This window comes from Spartinivicinus ruber (assembly GCF_011009015.1).
In the GTDB taxonomy this organism is placed as follows: domain Bacteria; phylum Pseudomonadota; class Gammaproteobacteria; order Pseudomonadales; family Zooshikellaceae; genus Spartinivicinus; species Spartinivicinus ruber.
This window is the reverse complement of sequence record NZ_CP048878.1, coordinates 1409450-1429122: the sequence shown is the minus strand read 5'-3', so window position 1 is coordinate 1429122 and position 19673 is coordinate 1409450. Positions and strand designations below refer to the sequence as shown.

Here is a 19673-nt window from a genome sequence, read left to right as displayed (position 1 = left end):
GTTACCCTATGATTTAGTTACAGACAATAAACAAAACTATTATCAGTGCTTTTAGCCTAGCCAGGAGCTTTTTTATCCTATTTGCCTTAGTCAAGCACAACCGCCTCTTTAACAGCATCCGCTAGTTGGCTTACCAACATATTTACTTTTAACTCATCTTCACCTTCAACCATCACCCGAATAACTGGCTCAGTACCAGATGGCCTTAATAACACTCTCCCTTTTCCTGACAGCTCTGCTTCCGCCTCACTGACAGCAGCTTGGATTTGACTATTTTTAGCAATATCTATCTTACTAGCTAGCTGAACATTGACCATTTTTTGTGGAAATTTACACATCAGTTGTTTTACTTCAAATAACGACTGCCGTCTTGCTTTCAGTGCTTTTAAAACTTGCAACGCAGAAACAATACCATCTCCAGTTGTGGCCACATCCCGGCAAATAATATGCCCTGAAGATTCACCACCTAAAAACCAGCCTTTTGCAAGCAGCATTTCATTTACATAGCGATCACCTACTTTTGCTCGAGCAAAAGGGATATTCATTTCTGACAACGCTAACTCCATTCCCAAATTGGTCATCAATGTACCAACCACACCACCTTGCAATAACCTCTGATGAGCCTGGCTACTAGCAATAATGAACAGCAACTCATCACCATCCACAGCCTGGCCTTGATGATCAACCATCATCACCCGATCGCCATCGCCATCAAAAGCAATACCTAAATCAGCTTGCTCTTCAACCACTTTTTTCTGCAAGGCACTCAAGTGAGTAGAGCCAACCTCTTTATTAATATTGATACCATTTGGCTCTATCCCTATTGAAATAACATCAGCTCCCAACTCTCGAAACACAGCAGGGCCAACATGGTAAGTCGCTCCATTGGCTGCATCGACCACGATTTTTAAACCACTAAGATCCAGGTTGCCTGCCACTGTTCCTTTACAGTACTCAATATAGCGGCCAGCAGCATCATTGATTCGCGTCGCCTTACCTAATTTACTGGAATCAACACATTTCACTTCTTGATCCAGCATCGCTTCAATGGCTAACTCAACACTGTCATCTAATTTGGTTCCTGCTGCAGAAAAAAACTTAATTCCATTATCCTGATATGGGTTATGGGAAGCACTAATAACTATACCAGCCTGGGCATTAAACGTTCTGGTTAAGTAAGCGATAGCAGGGGTTGGCATGGGGCCAAGCAAACTGACATCAACACCAGCAGAGGAAAGTCCTGCTTCGAGTGCAGCCTCAAACATATAGCCAGAAATACGTGTATCTTTACCAATCAGAATTTTACCCTTACTCTCTTGAGCAAACACCTTACCTGCTGCCCAACCCAGCTTTAACATAAAATCTGGTGTGATAGGGTATTGCCCTACTTGACCCCGAATACCATCAGTTCCAAAGTATTTTTTCTTCATTTTTGCAGCCACAAATAACAGTTAAAATATCTATCCCTAAATTTAATTTGCCTCTTGAATAGCCTGGACTAACTTCAAACAATCTACAGTCGCAGCCACATCATGTACCCTAAAAATATTGCCACCCTGTAAATAACACCAAATGTTAACTGCCAGTGAACCAAACAATCGATCATCAACGTCCTTGTGCAAAATAGCACCAATCATGGATTTTCTTGATACACCAATCAATATTGGCAACTCAAGATTTTTCAACTCTGCCAAGTGCTTCGCCAAACTAAAGTTATGCCCAACACTTTTCCCAAAACCAAAGCCTGGGTCAATAATTAATTGGGACCGATCAATTCCAACCTCTTCACAGGCTTTGATTCTCGATAAAAGAAACTGTTTAACCTCATCAACTACTGCAGAGTACTGAGGGTTATCCTGCATACTCCCTGGCTCTCCCTGCATATGCATCAAGCAAATAGGCAAGCCTGTATTAGCAGCAGCCTGCAAGGCACCCTCTCGCTGTAAAGCACGTACATCATTAATAAGTCCAGCACCTTTACACGCCGCCTCAGTAATAACCGCTGGGGTACTGGTATCAATTGATACAATGACATTAAACTGCTGCCTAATACACTCAACAGCTGGGATTACCCGGTCTAGCTCCTCAGCAACACTAACAGGCTTTGCACCAGGGCGCGTTGACTCTCCTCCAATATCAATAATGCTAGCGCCGTCTTGAACCATTTTCTCAGCCTGCATTAAAGCCCGATCAAGATACTTATAAGAGCCACCATCATAAAACGAGTCGGGTGTTACATTAAGAATACCCATTACATGAGGGCGGGTTAAATCAAGCGACTGATCACCACAGGCTAATAGCTGAGTCATACTATTGTTCAGATAATTTTAGTCGAGGAAGGAAAAGTTAAGCTGAAAAGCAAAGGTGAGCATTAATGCTCACCTGCAGGCCCACCTATTGAAGGGTCAGGCGTTTTGGTACCTTTATCTTCTTTTTTATCAAGATCAGTTACGGTACTACCACCAGATGAGTCCCCATCATGCCACCCAGCTGGAGGGCGAGGTTTTTTACCAGCCATAATGTCATCAATTTGCTGTGAGTCTATGGTCTCATATTGCATGAGAGCTTCAGCCATTAAGTCCAATTTATCTCTGTTTTCCTTAAGAATTTTTTCAGCTGTTGTATAACATCCATCAATTAATGAGCGCACCTCTTCGTCAATCAACCGTGCTGTTTGCTGGGATACATTCAGCCTTGAGCTTCCTTGGCTACGCCCAAGGAAGACTTCACCTTCATCCTCGTCATACATCAATGGGCCTAGTTTTTCAGACAAGCCCCATTTAGCCACCATATTACGGGCAATCTGAGTGGCACGCTGAATATCATTAGAAGCACCTGTGGTCACACCATTAGCCCCCAAAGTCATTTCTTCAGCAATCCGTCCACCAAACAAGCTACATATCTGACTAGTCAATGCTTGCTTACTCTGACTATAGCGATCTTCTTCTGGTAGGAACATGGTAACCCCTAGCGCCCTACCTCTAGGAATGATAGTAACCTTATAAACTGGATCATGCTCTGGAACCAACCGCCCAACAATTGCATGCCCAGCTTCATGATAAGCTGTGTTTAGCTTTTCTTTCTCACTCATCACCATGGACTTTCGCTCAGCGCCCATCATGATCTTATCTTTGGCCAGCTCAAATTCAGCCATTGAAACAATACGATTATTCGCCCTGGCAGCAAATAAAGCAGCCTCATTGACTAGATTTGCCAAGTCAGCACCAGAGAAACCTGGTGTACCTCGAGCAATGATTGATGGATTAACATCATCTGCTAAAGGCACCTTTCTCATATGTACTTTCAGAATTTGCTCTCGGCCACGAATATCAGGTAATGGCACGACTACCTGACGGTCAAAGCGACCAGGTCTCAATAAAGCAGGGTCAAGCACATCAGGACGGTTAGTGGCAGCAATAACAATTACGCCCTCATTACCCTCAAAACCATCCATTTCAACCAACAGCTGGTTAAGGGTTTGTTCACGCTCATCATGACCGCCACCCAAGCCAGCACCACGATGACGACCCACCGCATCAATTTCATCAATGAAGATAATGCAGGGCGACTGTTTCTTGGCCTGGTCAAACATATCACGAACACGTGAAGCACCCACACCAACAAACATTTCTACAAAGTCAGAGCCTGAAATAGTAAAGAATGGGACTTTTGCCTCACCAGCAATGGCTTTAGCTAAAAGGGTTTTACCTGTACCAGGAGACCCAACCATCAAGACCCCTCGCGGGATACGACCGCCAAGGCGTTTAAATTTCCCAGGGTCACGCAGAAACTCAACTAGCTCCTGTACATCCTCTTTTGCTTCATCAACACCTGCAACATCAGTGAAATTAGTCTTGATTTGATCCTCACTAAGCAGCCGAGCTTTACTTTTACCAAAACTCATGGGGCCACCACGACCACCCGAACCACCCTGCATTTGGCGCATGAAAAACATAAAGACAGCAATAATGACCAAAATAGGGAAGCTGGCAACTAACAGCTGAGTCCAAATACTTTGTTTCTCTAACGGCTTAGCAACTACCTCAACCTGATTTGCCAACAAGTCATCCATTAGCTTGTTGTCTTGAATTGTAGGAGGGAGGTTAGTTTCAAAACGTTCGCTACCGTTTAAGATGCCCGTTACTGTAAAACCATCAATAACGACCTTACTAACCTGTTTATTTTCGACCAAATTAACAAACTGTGTATAGGTCAGCTCTTTGGTTGATGACTGCATGTTGCCGAAGTTTTTAAAAACCGTCAGCAATACCAACGCGATTATTAGCCATAAAACTAAATTCTTTGCCATATCATTCAACGGGCTACCCTCTTCGAGCGAACAAGCCTAACAGTCACTCGGTCTGTTTGTAATTATGCGGCTGAGATAAAGACTAAGGGCATTAAAAGCAACTTAACATCTCTTTAAAACGGCGCGCTATTTTACAATCTTTCCACGAGCATGCTAAACATTAGCACTAGCCAAAGTTTATGGTGCTATACCTTACTACAGATCCATTAATTGAAACAGTTTCTCATCTATAGTTTAGTGCTATTAACTCTATTACCGAAGCTGATTAACCTTTAAACCCCTTTCCAAGCAGATAAACTTCACGTGAGCGAGATCTTGATGCCAGTGGCTTTCGAGTAACCACGGAAGCAAAGGCTTCTCGCATTGCCTTAAAATATTGGTCAAAACCTTCACCTTGGAATACTTTTGTTAAAAAGTCACCCTTTGGCTTCAGTACTTGTAATGACAGATCCAGCGCTAGTTCAGCCAAATACATGGCTTTCGGCTGATCAACTGCTTTCATACCACTCATATTGGGGGCCATATCAGAAATTACAAGGTCAACTTTCTCAGCACCAATTGCCGCAAGGATATCTTCCAAAACTGTCTCTTCGGTAAAGTCACCCTGAACAAAGCTGACATCAGCAATTGGATCCATAGGCAAAATATCAGAAGCAACTACTTTGCCACTATCACCAACTAACTCTGCTGCCACCTGAGTCCAACCACCAGGGGCAGCCCCTAAATCCACCACTGCCATACCCGGTTTGAACAAGCGATCTTTCTGCTGAATTTCCAGTAACTTATAGCTCGCCCTCGAACGATAACCATCCTTTTGCGACTGTTTAACAAACTGATCAGAAAAATGTTCCTGAAGCCAACGATTACTGCTCTTTGACCGCCCCATAACCTATAAATCTCATGAAAAAACTTAATTAACAAATAGATCTTAACACTAAAGAGATAATATTGTGCTTTTAATTAAACAGGCGACGACCTCTGTACTACTAACCACTAGGCAAACACCTAGCAGTTCTTGTATTATCCGCGGTCTTCTTTAATGGTGTATCCTGTAAATAAATGACATTTAACACGCTACTAGGTCATTAAGTGAAAGACTCCCTTATTTAAAGGTTACAAGCTACATCACTAATTTATTATGAGAAATTACTTAAGTTTTACGGAGTCATTTGCATGGCATTAACCGCTGCCCAAAAAAAGCGTTTTCGCACCATTGGCCACAACCTTAAACCAGTGGTTATCATTGCTAGCAATGGCTTATCTGCTGGAGTATTGGATGAAACCACTCGAGCACTAGCTGATCATGAGCTAATCAAAGTAAAATTTGCGGTGGGCGATCGTGAAGCTAAAAAGGCATTAATTAATGAGCTTTGCAATGAGGTCAATGCTGAGCAGGTTCAAACCATTGGTAATATTGCTCTAATTTACAAGCCGGCCAAAGAACCTAACCCTGCTTTATCCAACTTATTACGCGGCTAAAAAATCAGCCATTAAAAAAGCCCCTCTGTACAGGGGCTTTTTTAATGGCTTAAGAGCTTAGAGGTGTTTTACCTCAGCAATTTCATATTCAGTGTCACCGGATGGAGTCTTAACCAAGACAACATCATTCTCTTCTTTGCCAATCAGAGCTCTTGCTATAGGCGAACTAACCGATATCTTATTATTTTTAATATCAGCTTCATCTTCACCCACTATCTGGTATTCCACTTCCTCATTAGAGTCAAGATTAATGAGAGCAACTGTTGTACCAAAAAATACTTTACCAGTCTTTGCAATCTTGGTGACATCAATCACCTGAGCACTAGAAAGCTTTGCCTCAATTTCACTGATTCGCCCTTCAGCAAAACTTTGTTGCTCCCTGGCTGCATGATACTCAGCATTTTCTTTGAGATCACCATGTTCACGAGCATCGGCAATCGCCTGAATAATCCGAGGACGCTCTACCCCTTTCAGTCGTTCTAACTCATCCCTTAAGGCACGTTCGCCCTGGACAGTCATTGGAACCCTATTCATTCATAACACCTTTGTGCAAATCCTGTAGCCGACGCACTGTTCGCTCAGGACCAAACTGAATCGCCTGAGCAACTGCCTCGGCTCCTGCTAATGTGGTCGAGTAAGGCACTTTATGCTGTAGTGCTGACCGCCTGATCATATAAGAATCAGCAATAGCTTGACGCCCTTCGGTAGTATTAATTACCAAAGAGATTTCGTCATTTTTAATCATATCAACTAAATGCGGGCGGCCTTCAGTGACTTTATTTACTCGCTGAATTGTTAAACCTGCCGACTCTAATGCCTTGGCTGTACCTACTGTTGCATAAACACTGAAGCCCTGAGCAATAAGTACTTTAGCTACATCAACAGCTCGAGGTTTGTCTTCATCTCTAACACTGATTATAACCTTGCCTTCAATTGGCAGCATTGCATGTGCAGCTAAGTGCCCCTTAGCAAATGCTTCAGCAAAGCTATCACCAACGCCCATTACTTCACCCGTTGACTTCATTTCAGGCCCCAGAATCGGATCCACCCCCGGAAACTTATTAAACGGGAAAACCGATTCTTTTACACAGAAATAAGGAGGAATTACTTCCTCAGTGAAGCCAACTTCTGCTAACGACTTACCAGCCATTACCAATGCAGCCACTTTTGCTAACGAGCGGCCGATACATTTTGAAACAAACGGTACCGTTCGTGAAGCCCTTGGATTCACCTCAATGACGTAAATTTCGTCATCCTGGATTGCCAGCTGAACATTCATTAACCCAACAACCCCAAGCTCAAGAGCCATTCGCTTCACTTGCTCACGAATCTGATCTTGAAAATCTTTACTGAGACTATAAGGAGGCAGGGAACAAGCAGAGTCACCGGAGTGCACCCCAGCCTGCTCAATGTGTTGCATAATAGCACCAATAACAACGGTTTCACCATCGCAAACCGCATCAACATCTACCTCAATTGCACGGTTCAAGAAAAAGTCTAGTAAAACTGGGCTATCATTAGAAACCTGAACTGCTTCACGCATATATTTTTGCAGCTCTTCTTCATTACTGACGATCTCCATCGCTCGCCCACCTAGCACATATGAAGGACGAACCACCAAGGGATAACCAATATCCATTGCGATGGCAATAGCTTCTTCAGCACTTCTTGCCGTGCCATTATCAGGCTGTTTAAGCCCTAAACGCTCAATCATTTGCTGGAATCGCTCACGATCTTCTGCACGATCAATTGCCTCAGGAGTGGTACCAATAATAGGCACACCAGCGGCCTCAAGCCCTCTAGCCAATTTTAAGGGAGTCTGTCCACCATAATGCACGATAACCCCTTGTGGGCGCTCTACTTCAACAATTTCTAACACATCCTCTAAAGTGACAGACTCAAAGTAAAGTCGATCAGAGGTATCATAATCAGTTGAAACTGTCTCAGGATTACAGTTGACCATGATGGTTTCATAGCCATCTTCTTTTAGTGCTAGCGCCGCATGAACACAGCAGTAATCAAATTCAATCCCTTGGCCTATTCGGTTTGGCCCTCCACCCAACACCATGATTTTAGGTTTTGCTGTTGGGGCTGCCTCACACTCTTCATCATAGGTTGAATACATATAGGCAGTAGAAGAAGCAAACTCAGCTGCACAAGTATCTACCCGTTTATAAACAGGTCTCACTCCAAACTTCTGGCGATGCTCTCGGAAGCTTTTTTCACTAATACCTAATAAATGAGCTAGACGCGCATCAGAAAAGCCTTTGCGCTTCAGCTGAAAAGTCAGTTTTTCATCAATCTCATGCAGGCCTAGCTTGGCAACATCTCCCTCAACCTTAACTAAGTCTTCAATTTGCACTAAAAACCAGCGATCAATTTTGGTCAGTGCAAACACATCATCAACTGTTAAGCCAGCGCGGAAGGCATCAGCCACATACCAGATTCTTTCTGCTTTCGGGGTAATCAATTCAGACTTCAGCGTTTGCAAAGCATCTTCAGCATCCAAATCCAGCATGGGATCAAACCCATCAACACCAATCTCCAAACCTCGCAATGCTTTTTGTACCGACTCCTGGAAGTTACGGCCAATTGCCATCACCTCTCCCACCGATTTCATTTGGGTGGTTAAGCGAGCATCAGCTTGAGGGAATTTTTCGAACGCAAACCGTGGGATTTTAGTTACCACATAATCAATAGCAGGCTCAAAAGAAGCTGGCGTAGTACCACCAGTAATGTCATTTTTCAACTCATCCAGGGTATAGCCAACCGCTAATTTAGCCGCCACTTTAGCAATAGGAAAACCTGTTGCTTTTGATGCCAGTGCGGATGAGCGAGAAACCCTTGGATTCATCTCAATGACAACCATCCGACCATTATCTGGGTTAAGGCCAAATTGGACGTTAGAACCACCGGTTTCCACCCCAATCTCACGAAGCACATCAACTGATGCATTTCTCATCAATTGATACTCTTTATCAGTCAGGGTCTGTGATGGTGCTACAGTAATGGAATCACCTGTGTGGACTCCCATTGGATCAAAGTTTTCAATCGAGCAAACAATAATGCAGTTGTCGTTTTTATCCCGAACAACTTCCATTTCGTACTCTTTCCAACCAATTAACGATTCATCAATCAACAGCTCATTGGTTGGTGATAAATCCAAACCACGCTGACAAATCTCTTCAAACTCTTCACGGTTGTAGGCAATACCCCCCCCCGTCCCACCCATTGTGAAAGACGGGCGGATAATACAAGGGAAACCAACTTCAACCTGCACTTTATAGGCTTCTTCCATACTATGAGCAATGCCAGCTTTGGGCGTTTCCAAGCCAATGGCTTTCATTGCCTCATCAAAGCGGTGACGATCTTCAGCTTTATCGATAGCATCATGATTAGCACCAATAAGCTCTACTTTGAACTGTTCCAAGATGCCATGACGGTGTAAATCCAACGCACAGTTAAGGGCTGTCTGACCTCCCATCGTTGGTAACAGTGCATCTGGCTTTTCTTTTTCAATGATTTTAGCGACTGTTTCCCAGCGGATTGGCTCAATATAGGTAGCATCCGCCATCACTGGATCAGTCATAATAGTCGCAGGGTTGGAGTTAACCAAGATAACTCGGTAGCCTTCCTCCCGTAGCGCCTTACAGGCCTGAGCCCCTGAATAGTCAAACTCACAAGCTTGACCAATAACAATCGGTCCAGCTCCTAAAATCAGAATACTTTTGATGTCAGTCCGCTTTGGCATGGTTATCTCTACACTGCAAAACTAAATGGTCAGGATTACCTGTCTACACTCACTACTTTCTCTGTTAACGCCCGGCTTTAATCAACTCTATAAAGTGATCAAATAGTGGCGCTACATCATGGGGGCCTGGGCTTGCTTCTGGGTGTCCCTGGAAACTAAATGCAGGCTTATCTGTTAGGTGGATACCCTGCAGTGAGCCATCAAATAATGACTTATGAGTTGCTTCTACATTGTCAGGAAGAGAGCTTTCTTTTACCGCAAACCCATGGTTTTGGCTGGTAATCATTACTTTTTTCGTCGTTAGATCTTGAACTGGGTGGTTTGCCCCATGATGACCAAACTTCATTTTTTCAGTTTCAGCACCAACTGCCAGTGCTAACAGTTGATGACCAAGACAAATACCAAACACCGGAATATCTGTCTGCAAAATCGACTGAATGGCTTTTATTGCATAGTCACAAGGCTCTGGATCACCTGGGCCATTGGATAAGAACACACCATCAGGACTCATCGCTAAAACATCTTCAGCAGAAGTGGTTGCCGGCACAACCGTTAGGCGGCAGCCACGATCAGCCAACATTCGCAAAATATTCCGCTTAACACCAAAGTCATAAGCCACTACGTGATAAGGCTGAGCATCGTGATTAACATGGGCATTGGTAGTTAGCTCCCAAGCTCCCTCGATCCAGTTATAGCGCTCCTTAGTGGTCACTTCTTTAGCTAAATCCATTCCTTTTAGGCCAGGAAAGTCTTTTGCCAAAGCAATTGCTTTATCTTCATCTAACTCATCACCTGCGATGATGCAGCCATTTTGTGTACCTTTTTCTCTTAATAAACGAGTTAGTCGGCGGGTATCAATTTCTGCAATTGCGACAATATTACGCTTAACCAGGTAATCTGAAAGCGACTGCTCATTTCGCCAATTACTGGCTAACAACGGTAAATCACGAATAATCAAGCCATCCGCCCAAACCTGAGTGGATTCTTCATCTTGCTGATTAGTACCAGTGTTGCCAATATGAGGATAAGTAAGAGTGACAAGCTGGCGGGCATAGGAGGGATCAGTGAGAATTTCTTGATAGCCCGTCATTGCAGTATTAAAAACAACTTCACCACTGGCATAACCTTCAGCGCCAATGGCAACCCCTCGAAAAATACTACCGTCTTCGAGAGCTAAAATTGCTGCCTTAGCCAATGAAAATCTCCCCTGCTAATAAATTAACCAAACATTTTTGTAGGCCATAAAAAAGCGAGATGTAACAAAAAAATGTTTCATCCCGCTTTTCTGTGAGTAGTTATTTTATTAGTAGATATGTAATATCGCCTTTTAAATAACTAACTCATTGATAAAGAGCTTATTTAAGGCTTGCACTATTTTGATGAGCTGCATTTTACACAATATAGTCGACAACTGACTTCATCAGCAATTACCAACTACGTACAAACCTTAACCGTTCAGTCGGCACAAATTGACGGGATTTTATATGAACCCTTCTGTTTGGTCTAGCAAAAAATCAATTTAACGCTAAAACGTCTTGCATATCATAAAAGCCGGCTGGTTGCTGCTGAAGCCATTTCGCAGCTCTCAAAGCACCTTTAGCAAATGTTTGGCGGCTACTCGCTTTATGGCTAATTTCCAGCCTTTCACCCTCAGTTGCAAACATTACTGTATGCTCACCCACGATATCACCTGCACGCACAGTAGCAAAACCAATTGTTTGCGGATCACGCTCCCCCGTAATGCCTTCACGACCATACACAGCACATTTGGATAAATCTCTACCTAAAGCATCAGCGACAGCTTTCCCCATTCTTAAAGCTGTTCCAGAGGGAGCATCGACTTTATGGCGGTGGTGGGCCTCGATAATTTCAATATCAGCTTCTTCACCCATGACCTGAGCCACCAGTTGCAGCACCTTCAAACTCAAATTTACGCCAACACTAGTATTAGGAGCCAATACCACAGGAATAGTATTACCTGCCTGCTGAATCTGCTGTTTTTCTTCTTCAGAAAAACCAGTGGTGCCTATTACAATTGGCTTATTGTGGGCTTTACAAGCCTCCAGATTAGCTAAGGTAAAATCAGGGCGAGTAAAGTCAATCACTACATCCACCTGATCAATTTGCTCAACAAGACTATCAACCACTACCAGACCAGCTTTACCAACACCAGCCAGCTCCCCCACATCAACGCCAATTAAACTACTACCCGCTCTTTGTACAGCCAGACCAAGTTCAACTTGTTGATCATTTTGGCAAGCCTCCACCAGAGCTTTGCCCATCCGGCCAGAGACACCTACTATCCCCACTCGGGTCATAATTACTCCCCCTAAACCTTCATATCACCAAAGAAGTTTTTGACATTCTCAAACCACGAAGTCTTTTTTGGCGACTGCCGGTGATGGCCTTCCGCTTCGAAGGAGTCCTGAAGCTCTTTCAGCAATTCTTTCTGTTTGACTGTGAGATTTACTGGTGTTTCTACTACCACTCGACACAGTAAATCGCCTTGAGAACCACCTCGAACGGGAGTAACCCCCTTATTTCTTAGTCTGAATAATTTTCCAGTTTGGGTTTCAGCCGGCACTTTCAGTTTGACTCGACCATCTAAAGTGGGCACCTCTAACTCACCGCCAAGCGCCGCATCAATTATGCTAATTGGTACTTCACAATAAAGATGTTTGCCATCTCGGTGAAAAATAGGGTGATCTTTGACATAAACTTGCACATAAAGGTCACCTGGAGGCCCGCCATTAAACCCCGCCTCCCCTTCACCAGCTAGGCGAATTCTATCACCGCTATCAACTCCCGCAGGAACCTTAACAGACAGTGTTTTATATTCCTCGGTTCGTCCGGAGCCATGACAGGAGTGACACGGATCTTTGATAACTTTGCCACTACCATGACAAGCAGGGCAGGTTTGCTGCACAGAGAAGAAACCCTGCTGCATTCTTACTTGGCCAACACCACCACAAGTGGTACAACTTTCAGGCTTAGAGCCTTTTTTCGCACCTGATCCATCACACGTACCACATTCTACTTGAGTAGGAATGCGAATTTTTTTGCTTACCCCTTTAACCGCTTCTTCCAGCTCTAATTCTAAGGAGTAACGTAAGTCAGCACCGCGCTGAACACTACTTTGGCTACGGCCACCACCACCGCCGCCAAAGATATCACCAAACACATCACCAAAAATATCACTGAAACTGCCAGCTCCTGCAGCACCGAAGCCACCAAACCCACCGGCGCCCTGACTGGGATCAACACCTGCATGGCCATATTGATCATATGCAGCCCGTTTTTGAGAATCAGATAAGATTTCAAAGGCTTCATTGACCTCTTTGAACTTATTTTCAGCATCCTTATCGTCAGGATTACGATCTGGATGGTACTTCATCGCCATCCGGCGATAGGCTTTTTTTAGGTCTTGCTCTGAGGCATCTTTAGCAACTCCGAGCACTTCATAATAATCACGCTTGGCCATAAACAATAACCTGCCAGTTCATTCACTGGTTAATAGTAATGCTTTGCAGTCTCCTTATCACAGAAACAACAACGCGGGAAGCTACTCCCGCGTTGTCCAGACTGCTATTGAAAACAAATATGCCAAAGGCAATTACTTGTCATCTTTAACTTCTTCAAACTCTGCATCAACAGCGTCTTCAGCTTTCTTCTGCTCTTCACCAGCTTCACCTTGTGGTTGAGCCTGTCCTTCAGCTGCTTGTTCCGCATACAGTTTTTGCGCCAAACTTGCAGAAGCATCTGTTAACGCTTTTGTTTTTGCTTCAATGGCTTCCTTATCATCACCCTTCACAACTTCTTCAAGCTCGCTAATGGCTTTTTCAATATTTTCCTTCTCATCAGCAGTAACCTTATCTTTTGCTTCGTCTAAGGTTTTACGAGTCGCATGAATCATAGAGTCTGCTGTGTTACGTACGCCGATCAGCTCTTCAAACTTGCGATCTTCTTCTGCATGGGCTTCAGCATCCTGTACCATCTTATCGATTTCATCATCTGACAAACCGCTAGATGCTTTGATTACTATAGACTGCTCTTTGTTGGTAGCCTTGTCTTTTGCAGACACATGCAAAATACCATTGGCATCAATATCAAAGCTCACCTCAACTTGTGGCACACCACGCGGCGCAGGTGGAATGTCACTTAAATCAAAACGACCAAGCGATTTATTTTCTTGCGCACGCTTCCGCTCACCCTGACAAACATGAATAGTCACTGCTGTCTGATTGTCTTCTGCTGTTGAAAACACCTGAGACTTTTTGGTCGGGATAGTTGAGTTTTTCTCAATAAGCGGGGTCATTACACCACCCATTGTCTCAATACCTAAAGTTAATGGTGTTACATCAAGTAGCAATACATCTTTAACGTCACCCGCTAGCACAGCCGCTTGGATTGCAGCACCAATAGCAACGGCTTCATCAGGGTTAACATCTTTACGCGCTTCTTTACCAAAGAATGCTTTTACTTTCTCCTGAACCAGAGGCATCCTGGTTTGACCACCGACTAAAATAACTTCATTGATATCTGAAATATCAATATCTGCGTCTTTTAGCGCAATTCGGCAAGGCTCAATTGAACGCTCAACTAGATCTTCAACTAAAGACTCTAATTTAGCACGCGTTACTTTTACATTAAGGTGCTTAGGCCCTGATGCATCAGCAGTAATGTAAGGCAAGTTAACATCTGTTTGCTGGCTGGATGAAAGCTCAATTTTTGCTTTTTCTGCTGCTTCTTTTAACCGCTGTAACGCTAATGGATCGTTGTGCAGGTCAATTCCAGACTCTTTCTTGAACTCATCAGCCAAATAATCAATTAAGCGTAAGTCAAAATCTTCACCACCTAAGAAAGTGTCACCATTAGTAGATAACACTTCAAACTGGTGCTCACCATCAACCTCAGCAATTTCGATAATCGATACGTCAAATGTACCACCACCCAAATCATAAACAGCAATTGTGGAGTCACCACGCTTCTTATCTAAACCATAAGCTAGCGCTGCTGCTGTCGGCTCGTTAATAATCCGTTTTACATCCAAACCTGCAATACGACCAGCGTCTTTTGTCGCTTGACGTTGAGAATCGTTGAAATAAGCAGGTACAGTAATAACTGCTTCAGTTACCTTTTCACCAAGGTAGTCTTCAGCCGTTTTCTTCATTTTTTTCAAAACTTCTGCAGAAATCTGCGGTGGCGCTTTTTTATCACCTTTTACTTCAACCCAAGCGTCACCATTTTCTGCCTCAACAATTGTATAAGGCACCATCTTGATGTCTTTTTGTACCACATCATCTTTAAAGCGGCGGCCAATCAAACGCTTAATTGCAAAAAGGGTATTTTTAGGATTAGTAACTGCCTGACGCTTTGCAGGCTGACCAACTAACGTTTCCCCTTCATCAGTAAATGCAATAACAGAAGGTGTCGTACGCGCCCCTTCTGAGTTTTCAATTACTTTTGGGTCACCATCCATGATGGCAACACAAGAGTTTGTAGTTCCTAAATCAATACCAATAATTTTGCCCATTTCAACTCTCTCCCCTCTCTGCTACTCAACCAACAGAGAAAATAAAATACTCTAACTTTAATTCAGTTATCGCTGTTTGCAGGTATCGTTACTTTGCCAGTGATAACCTATAAATCTTGCTTTTGAATATGTGTGCTATTTAGTTAATTTCAAGCTTTTTCATCAATTTTTGTTTCGCTGGCTTTAGCCACAACTACCATCGCAGGGCGAACCAAACGACCATTTAGTAAATAGCCTTTTTGAATAGCCGCCAACACAGTACCAGGCTCAGCATCTTGGCTTTCTTGCATTGCCATTGCTTCATGATATTGAGGGTCAAATGGCTCACCCACAGGATCAAGCTGCTCAATATTAAATTTCTTAAGCACGTCTAAGAACATTTTAAGGGTTAACTCAATCCCCTCATGCATCGCTTTAACAGCTTCTTCATCTGCCGCAGGAGCAGCTGTTTCTAACGCTCGTTCTAAACTATCAACAACTGGCAGAAGTTCATTTGAAAACTTATCTAAAGCAAACTTATGTGCTTTTTCTACATCCTGCTTTGCTCGACGCTGAATATTCTGCATCTCAGCTTGAGCACGAATAACCTGATCTTTTGCTTGCGCGGTTTCAGTTAATGCAGCCTCTAACTGCTGTTGCAATACTTCCACAGAAGCACCTTCTTGCGCTTGCTCACCTACCTCGCCAGAGCTTGCTTCCAGCTCTTCAGTTAACAGGGGATCAACTTGCTCATTGCTAGTGTTGTTTTCTGGCTCATTTGATGCTGACTTCTCTTCACTCATCCCCGGTCCTCCTCAAAATAATCATTTGTATGAGTTTTTAGCGGCTTAAAGTCTCTTACTGGTGCTATATGGGGTTAAAGGTGAAGCTTTCAACCAGACAAGACTGTCTTTTTTAGACTAAAAAATAAGTCCACTCTCTTGACATATACACCTGCATAAACGTATATACTGTACAAATAAACAGTTAACAATTTTTGATTTGATAAAAGGTTTTTAGCTGCTCAAGCCATTTCCAGGTGAGCCATTTTTATCATTTGAGGGGGCTATATGCTGACACAGCTTGTTATAAAGAACTTTACTATTGTCGATCAGCTTGAACTTGATATCCCTGCTGGCATGACTGCAATTACGGGTGAAACCGGTGCTGGCAAGTCCATTATGCTGGATGCCTTAAGCCTTGCTTTAGGAGAACGTGCAGAGTCATCAATAGTACGAAGTGGTGCAGATAAAACTGAAATTCTTGCCACTTTTGAACTGAGTAACTGCCTTGAAGCTCAAGCCTGGCTTAAAACCAAGCAATTAGAAAGTGAGTGTGGTAATGAGTGTATTTTACGTCGTGTCATCAGCCGAGAAGGACGCTCACGCAGCTATATCAATGGCAGCCCCTCTCCATTACAAGACTTACGAGAGATTGGTGGTTTATTACTGGAAATTCATGGTCAACATGCACACCACTCTTTATTGAAAAAAGACTGTCATCGTCAACTACTGGATGACTATGGCCAGCTTACCCCCCTTTATCAACAGTTAGTGACTATCTATAGAAAATGGCTACGAAAAACCCAGCAACTTGACATTATTACCCGCCAATCTGAAGAGCAACAAGCTAAACAACAACTACTTGAATATCAGCTCAGTGAATTGAACGCCCTTGAATTGCACGACGGAGAAGTAGAAGCCTTAGAAAAAGAGCAAAAGCTGTTAAGCAATATTGATTCTTTACAGCAAAATTGCCAACAAGTGATAGATATTTGTAGTGAAAGCGAATCAGCCAATTTACTGCAATTACTTAATCATTCACTACAAGTGCTTTCCAGTTTAAATACTGACAATCCCCAGTTGCTAGAAGCACAACAACTATTGATCAATGCCCAGATTCAAGTTGAAGAGGCCGAGTCTTCATTACAGCACGTCATTCAGCAATCTCAGGCTGATCCACAACACTTACAGGAAATAGAGCATCGACTGAGCTGCATTTATGATATTGCTCGAAAACACCGTATTCATCCCACAGAACTTGTCGCCTTTCAGCAACAACTGGAAGACGAATTAAGCCATTTAGCCGCTTCAGATGAGTTAATTGCTGAACTAAAAGCAATTACTAAAAAGCTGGCAGCTGAATATTTTCAGCTGGCACTAAAGCTATCTAAAAAAAGACAACTGGCTGCTGCTAAACTTAGCAAAGCGGTTACCTCAGAAATAAACCGACTAGGTATGCCTCAAGGTCAGTTTCAAGTAAAAATTGACGCAATCTCAAGCAGCAAACCCTTAGCTTCAGGATTAGACAATATTGAATTTCTAGTAACAGCTAACCCTGGCCAACCTTTAAGACCCATTCAAAAAGTAGCATCTGGCGGTGAGCTATCACGCATTAGCTTGGCAATACAGGTGACCACTGCGCAAACTAGCACAACGCCAACATTAATTTTTGATGAAGTTGATGTGGGTATTAGTGGCGGCACAGCTGAAGTGGTTGGCGCATTATTACGGCAAATTGGAGACCAAGGCCAAGTGCTGTGCGTAACTCATTTGCCGCAGGTAGCATCCCAAGGTCATCATCACTTTAATGTGAAAAAAGCCGTAAAAAATAATGCAACGTATACTCAAATCGAAACCTTAAACGCTGCAGGAAAAGTATCTGAAATTGCCCGGTTATTGGGTGGCGTTAAACTTACTGATCAAACGCTCGCTTATGCAGAAGAAATGTTAATAAATGCTCAAACGAGTTAATTTACTTTACTGAGACAACATCAATAAATGAAAAAACCGACATCAGTCGGCTTTTTCATAACAATTCGTTTAAATTATTTTTTTGGCCTTACATAAAGAACCAAACTGTGATCTATCAGCTCAAAACCGTATTTTTCGGCAATTTCATGTTGCAACCGTTCGATATCCTTGTCACAAAACTCAACAATTTCTCCAGTTTCCATACACACCATATGATCATGATGGTCTCCCTGAGCCAGCTCAAATACCGAGTGGCCCCCATCAAAATTATGCCGAACCACTAGCCCTGCGCTTTCAAACTGGGTTAAAACCCGATAAACGGTCGCCAAACCTACATCTTCATCAGCATCCATAAGTGCTTTATATACATCTTCTGCACTCATATGACGCTGCTCATTGCTTTCGAGAATTTGCAAAATTTTTACCCGAGGCAAGGTAACTTTGAGGCCTGCCTTTCGTAACTCTTGATTTTCCACAACCCTATCCTATATAAACAGTGCACTTAGCAGATGCCAAGAAGTAAGGTATTATCACATTTTGACCCAAGATAGTGGAAGTCTATCCAAGATGCAAAAGACCATAATGCGACTCATTATTTTATTAAGCTTAACATCTTTATCCGCCTGCTCTTTTTTTAGTGAAAATGAGCGGCAAACAATCAGTTTTCCTGGTGTACATAAAATTGATGTTCAGCAAGGCAACGTTGTTACTCAAGAAATGATTAATCAACTTAGGCCAGGTATGACTAAACGGCAGGTTCGTTACGTTATGGGTACGCCACTACTCGTTGATACCTTTCAGCAAGAGCGTTGGGACTATATTTATAGCTTTCAGCCAGGCGGGAAAACGCGTGTTCAAGAAACAGTGAGCTTGTTTTTTAACGATGGCAAACTCAGCCACTTTACTGGCGACTTCCGCCCAGAGCCAACACCAGCCATCACTCAACCACAACAAGCAGTATCAACTGATGACTCTAGCGAGACTAAAGCAGCTCCCATTGAAGAAGGAGTAATTGAGAATATTATTGAGTAGCTCTCACTAGTAGTTAGACTTGAGGATATCTATTAACTAAAGCAAATCAGTTAATGCATCCCCTCCACTGTCAGTAAATTCTTTAAATATTACGGCTGCTCAGCTTCCCGCTTTTGTTTGGCTTGAGCAGCTCGTTTTTTTCTAACCTCTTTAGGGTCTGCAATAAGTGGCCGGTAAATTTCAACCCGCTCACCCTGCTCTAAAACTCTTTCTTTCGGTTTAGCTACCGCCTTACCTAACACACCATATTTACAGTTTTCCCAGTCTATTTCAGGAAACACCTGATCAATTCCAGACTGTCGTGCTGCTTCATATACAGTAATTCCTTTGGGAACAGTCATAGTGATAATTTTTTGTTTATGAGGCAAAGCATAGGCCACCTCTACTTGAATTTCTTCAGCCATAATATTCTTTTGCTCGTTTACAAAATGCATCCACCATGGTGTTAGCAGCACCATTAAACAAACTACCTATGGTGGCTTCCATCACTTTACTTGAAAACTCAAAGTGTAACTCTAAAGAAACTTTACAGGCATTTTCTTCTAATGGCAGAAATTCCCACTCACCAGTCAAATTTTTAAAAGGTCCTTCGACCAGCTCCATGGTAATGGTATTACCGTAATCAAGTTGGTTTCGAGTAGTAAAGCTATGCTTCAACCCTCCTTTTGCTAAGAAAAGAGTTGCTTCTACTAACTTATCTGTTTGCTCGTGTATGGTGGTATCAACACACCAAGGCAGGAAATGGGGATAAGATTTAATATCATTGACAAGATTAAACATTGCCCTGGCCGAGTAGAGGACCAGGGCTGAACGACTGATTTGTGTCATAGGGTTTAT

Annotated in this window: 17 protein-coding genes; 3 read left to right on the top strand and 14 right to left on the bottom strand. The window is 43.0% G+C overall.

Annotated elements, in window-relative coordinates; all coding sequences use genetic code 11:
* Positions 1 to 86: 86 nt before the first annotated feature.
* The 4 genes from glmM to rlmE all read right to left on the bottom strand — a co-directional run bounded on the left by glmM (position 87) and on the right by rlmE (position 5195).
* A complete protein-coding gene (glmM, locus tag G4Y78_RS06950; RefSeq protein ID WP_163832344.1) occupies positions 87 to 1430 on the bottom strand; it encodes a phosphoglucosamine mutase in 1344 nt (447 codons plus the stop codon).
* A gap of 42 nt (positions 1431 to 1472) precedes the next feature.
* The gene (gene folP, locus G4Y78_RS06945; RefSeq protein WP_163832343.1) at positions 1473 to 2309 is read right to left on the bottom strand and encodes a dihydropteroate synthase; all 837 of its coding nucleotides are present in this window, start codon (positions 2307 to 2309) and stop codon (positions 1473 to 1475) included.
* A 62-nt stretch (positions 2310 to 2371) separates the two neighbouring features.
* Positions 2372 to 4318 carry an ATP-dependent zinc metalloprotease FtsH gene (ftsH, locus tag G4Y78_RS06940; RefSeq protein WP_456242952.1) on the bottom strand — a complete coding sequence of 649 codons (1947 nt, stop codon included), beginning with the start codon at positions 4316 to 4318 and terminating at the stop codon, positions 2372 to 2374.
* A gap of 256 nt (positions 4319 to 4574) precedes the next feature.
* Complete coding sequence (gene rlmE, locus G4Y78_RS06935; RefSeq protein WP_163832341.1) at positions 4575 to 5195, bottom strand: 23S rRNA (uridine(2552)-2'-O)-methyltransferase RlmE; 621 nt, start codon at positions 5193 to 5195, stop codon at positions 4575 to 4577.
* A 287-nt stretch (positions 5196 to 5482) separates the two neighbouring features.
* On the opposite strand from rlmE, the gene yhbY reads away from it, so the two are divergent.
* Positions 5483 to 5788 carry a ribosome assembly RNA-binding protein YhbY gene (yhbY, locus tag G4Y78_RS06930; RefSeq protein ID WP_163832340.1) on the top strand — a complete coding sequence of 102 codons (306 nt, stop codon included), beginning with the start codon at positions 5483 to 5485 and terminating at the stop codon, positions 5786 to 5788.
* A 57-nt stretch (positions 5789 to 5845) separates the two neighbouring features.
* Here the strand turns inward: yhbY and greA are convergent, their stop codons facing one another.
* The 7 genes from greA to grpE all read right to left on the bottom strand — a co-directional run bounded on the left by greA (position 5846) and on the right by grpE (position 15854).
* On the bottom strand, positions 5846 to 6322 hold the full coding sequence (gene greA / locus G4Y78_RS06925) for a transcription elongation factor GreA (protein ID WP_163832339.1): 477 nt from the start codon (positions 6320 to 6322) through the stop codon (positions 5846 to 5848).
* On the bottom strand, positions 6315 to 9539 hold the full coding sequence (gene carB, locus G4Y78_RS06920; RefSeq protein ID WP_163832338.1) for a carbamoyl-phosphate synthase large subunit: 3225 nt from the start codon (positions 9537 to 9539) through the stop codon (positions 6315 to 6317). Before carB ends, greA begins: the two co-directional genes overlap by 8 nt.
* 64 nt (positions 9540 to 9603) lie before the next feature.
* Complete coding sequence (gene carA / locus G4Y78_RS06915; protein WP_163832337.1) at positions 9604 to 10734, bottom strand: glutamine-hydrolyzing carbamoyl-phosphate synthase small subunit; 1131 nt, start codon at positions 10732 to 10734, stop codon at positions 9604 to 9606.
* Positions 10735 to 11053: 319 nt separating this feature from the next.
* Positions 11054 to 11857, bottom strand: coding sequence for a 4-hydroxy-tetrahydrodipicolinate reductase (gene dapB / locus G4Y78_RS06910; protein WP_163832336.1), 804 nt, complete (start codon positions 11855 to 11857; stop codon positions 11054 to 11056).
* Between the two features lie 11 nt (positions 11858 to 11868).
* Positions 11869 to 13020: a molecular chaperone DnaJ gene (gene dnaJ, locus G4Y78_RS06905; protein WP_163832335.1), complete on the bottom strand. Its 1152-nt coding sequence runs from the start codon at positions 13018 to 13020 to the stop codon at positions 11869 to 11871.
* Between the two features lie 132 nt (positions 13021 to 13152).
* Positions 13153 to 15072, bottom strand: a complete 1920-nt coding sequence (dnaK, locus tag G4Y78_RS06900; protein WP_163832334.1) for a molecular chaperone DnaK — start codon at positions 15070 to 15072, stop codon at positions 13153 to 13155.
* A 149-nt stretch (positions 15073 to 15221) separates the two neighbouring features.
* Entirely contained in the window at positions 15222 to 15854 is a 633-nt protein-coding gene (grpE, locus tag G4Y78_RS06895) for a nucleotide exchange factor GrpE (RefSeq protein WP_163832333.1), read from the bottom strand.
* A 267-nt stretch (positions 15855 to 16121) separates the two neighbouring features.
* Between grpE and recN the strand changes: the two genes are divergently transcribed.
* Entirely contained in the window at positions 16122 to 17804 is a 1683-nt protein-coding gene (gene recN / locus G4Y78_RS06890; RefSeq protein WP_163832332.1) for a DNA repair protein RecN, read from the top strand.
* Between the two features lie 74 nt (positions 17805 to 17878).
* Here recN and fur read toward each other — a convergent pair whose 3' ends face one another.
* Positions 17879 to 18280: a ferric iron uptake transcriptional regulator gene (gene fur, locus G4Y78_RS06885; protein WP_163832331.1), complete on the bottom strand. Its 402-nt coding sequence runs from the start codon at positions 18278 to 18280 to the stop codon at positions 17879 to 17881.
* 91 nt (positions 18281 to 18371) lie between these two features.
* Between fur and G4Y78_RS06880 the strand changes: the two genes are divergently transcribed.
* Positions 18372 to 18836, top strand: coding sequence for an outer membrane protein assembly factor BamE (locus G4Y78_RS06880; RefSeq protein ID WP_163832330.1), 465 nt, complete (start codon positions 18372 to 18374; stop codon positions 18834 to 18836).
* Between the two features lie 89 nt (positions 18837 to 18925).
* Here G4Y78_RS06880 and G4Y78_RS06875 read toward each other — a convergent pair whose 3' ends face one another.
* A complete protein-coding gene (locus G4Y78_RS06875) occupies positions 18926 to 19240 on the bottom strand; it encodes an RnfH family protein (RefSeq protein WP_163832329.1) in 315 nt (104 codons plus the stop codon).
* Positions 19233 to 19664, bottom strand: a complete 432-nt coding sequence (locus G4Y78_RS06870; protein WP_163832328.1) for a type II toxin-antitoxin system RatA family toxin — start codon at positions 19662 to 19664, stop codon at positions 19233 to 19235. The genes G4Y78_RS06875 and G4Y78_RS06870 overlap by 8 nt, the downstream gene beginning before the upstream one ends.
* Positions 19665 to 19673 lie beyond the last annotated feature (9 nt).

Bases quoted from the DNA above. Each gene is read 5' to 3' on its own strand.
- G4Y78_RS06870 (WP_163832328.1), bottom strand. From the start codon at position 19,664: ATGACACAAATCAGTCGTTCAGCCCTGGTCCTCTACTCGGCCAGGGCA.
- greA (WP_163832339.1), bottom strand. From the start codon at position 6,322: ATGAATAGGGTTCCAATGACTGTCCAGGGCGAACGTGCCTTAAGGGAT.
- rlmE (WP_163832341.1), bottom strand. From the start codon at position 5,195: ATGGGGCGGTCAAAGAGCAGTAATCGTTGGCTTCAGGAACATTTTTCT.
- dnaJ (WP_163832335.1), bottom strand. From the start codon at position 13,020: ATGGCCAAGCGTGATTATTATGAAGTGCTCGGAGTTGCTAAAGATGCC.
- grpE (WP_163832333.1), bottom strand. From the start codon at position 15,854: ATGAGTGAAGAGAAGTCAGCATCAAATGAGCCAGAAAACAACACTAGC.
- glmM (WP_163832344.1), bottom strand. From the start codon at position 1,430: ATGAAGAAAAAATACTTTGGAACTGATGGTATTCGGGGTCAAGTAGGG.
- G4Y78_RS06875 (WP_163832329.1), bottom strand. From the start codon at position 19,240: ATGGCTGAAGAAATTCAAGTAGAGGTGGCCTATGCTTTGCCTCATAAA.
- yhbY (WP_163832340.1), top strand. From the start codon at position 5,483: ATGGCATTAACCGCTGCCCAAAAAAAGCGTTTTCGCACCATTGGCCAC.
- carB (WP_163832338.1), bottom strand. From the start codon at position 9,539: ATGCCAAAGCGGACTGACATCAAAAGTATTCTGATTTTAGGAGCTGGA.
- G4Y78_RS06880 (WP_163832330.1), top strand. From the start codon at position 18,372: ATGCAAAAGACCATAATGCGACTCATTATTTTATTAAGCTTAACATCT.
- recN (WP_163832332.1), top strand. From the start codon at position 16,122: ATGCTGACACAGCTTGTTATAAAGAACTTTACTATTGTCGATCAGCTT.
- folP (WP_163832343.1), bottom strand. From the start codon at position 2,309: ATGACTCAGCTATTAGCCTGTGGTGATCAGTCGCTTGATTTAACCCGC.
- dnaK (WP_163832334.1), bottom strand. From the start codon at position 15,072: ATGGGCAAAATTATTGGTATTGATTTAGGAACTACAAACTCTTGTGTT.
- dapB (WP_163832336.1), bottom strand. From the start codon at position 11,857: ATGACCCGAGTGGGGATAGTAGGTGTCTCTGGCCGGATGGGCAAAGCT.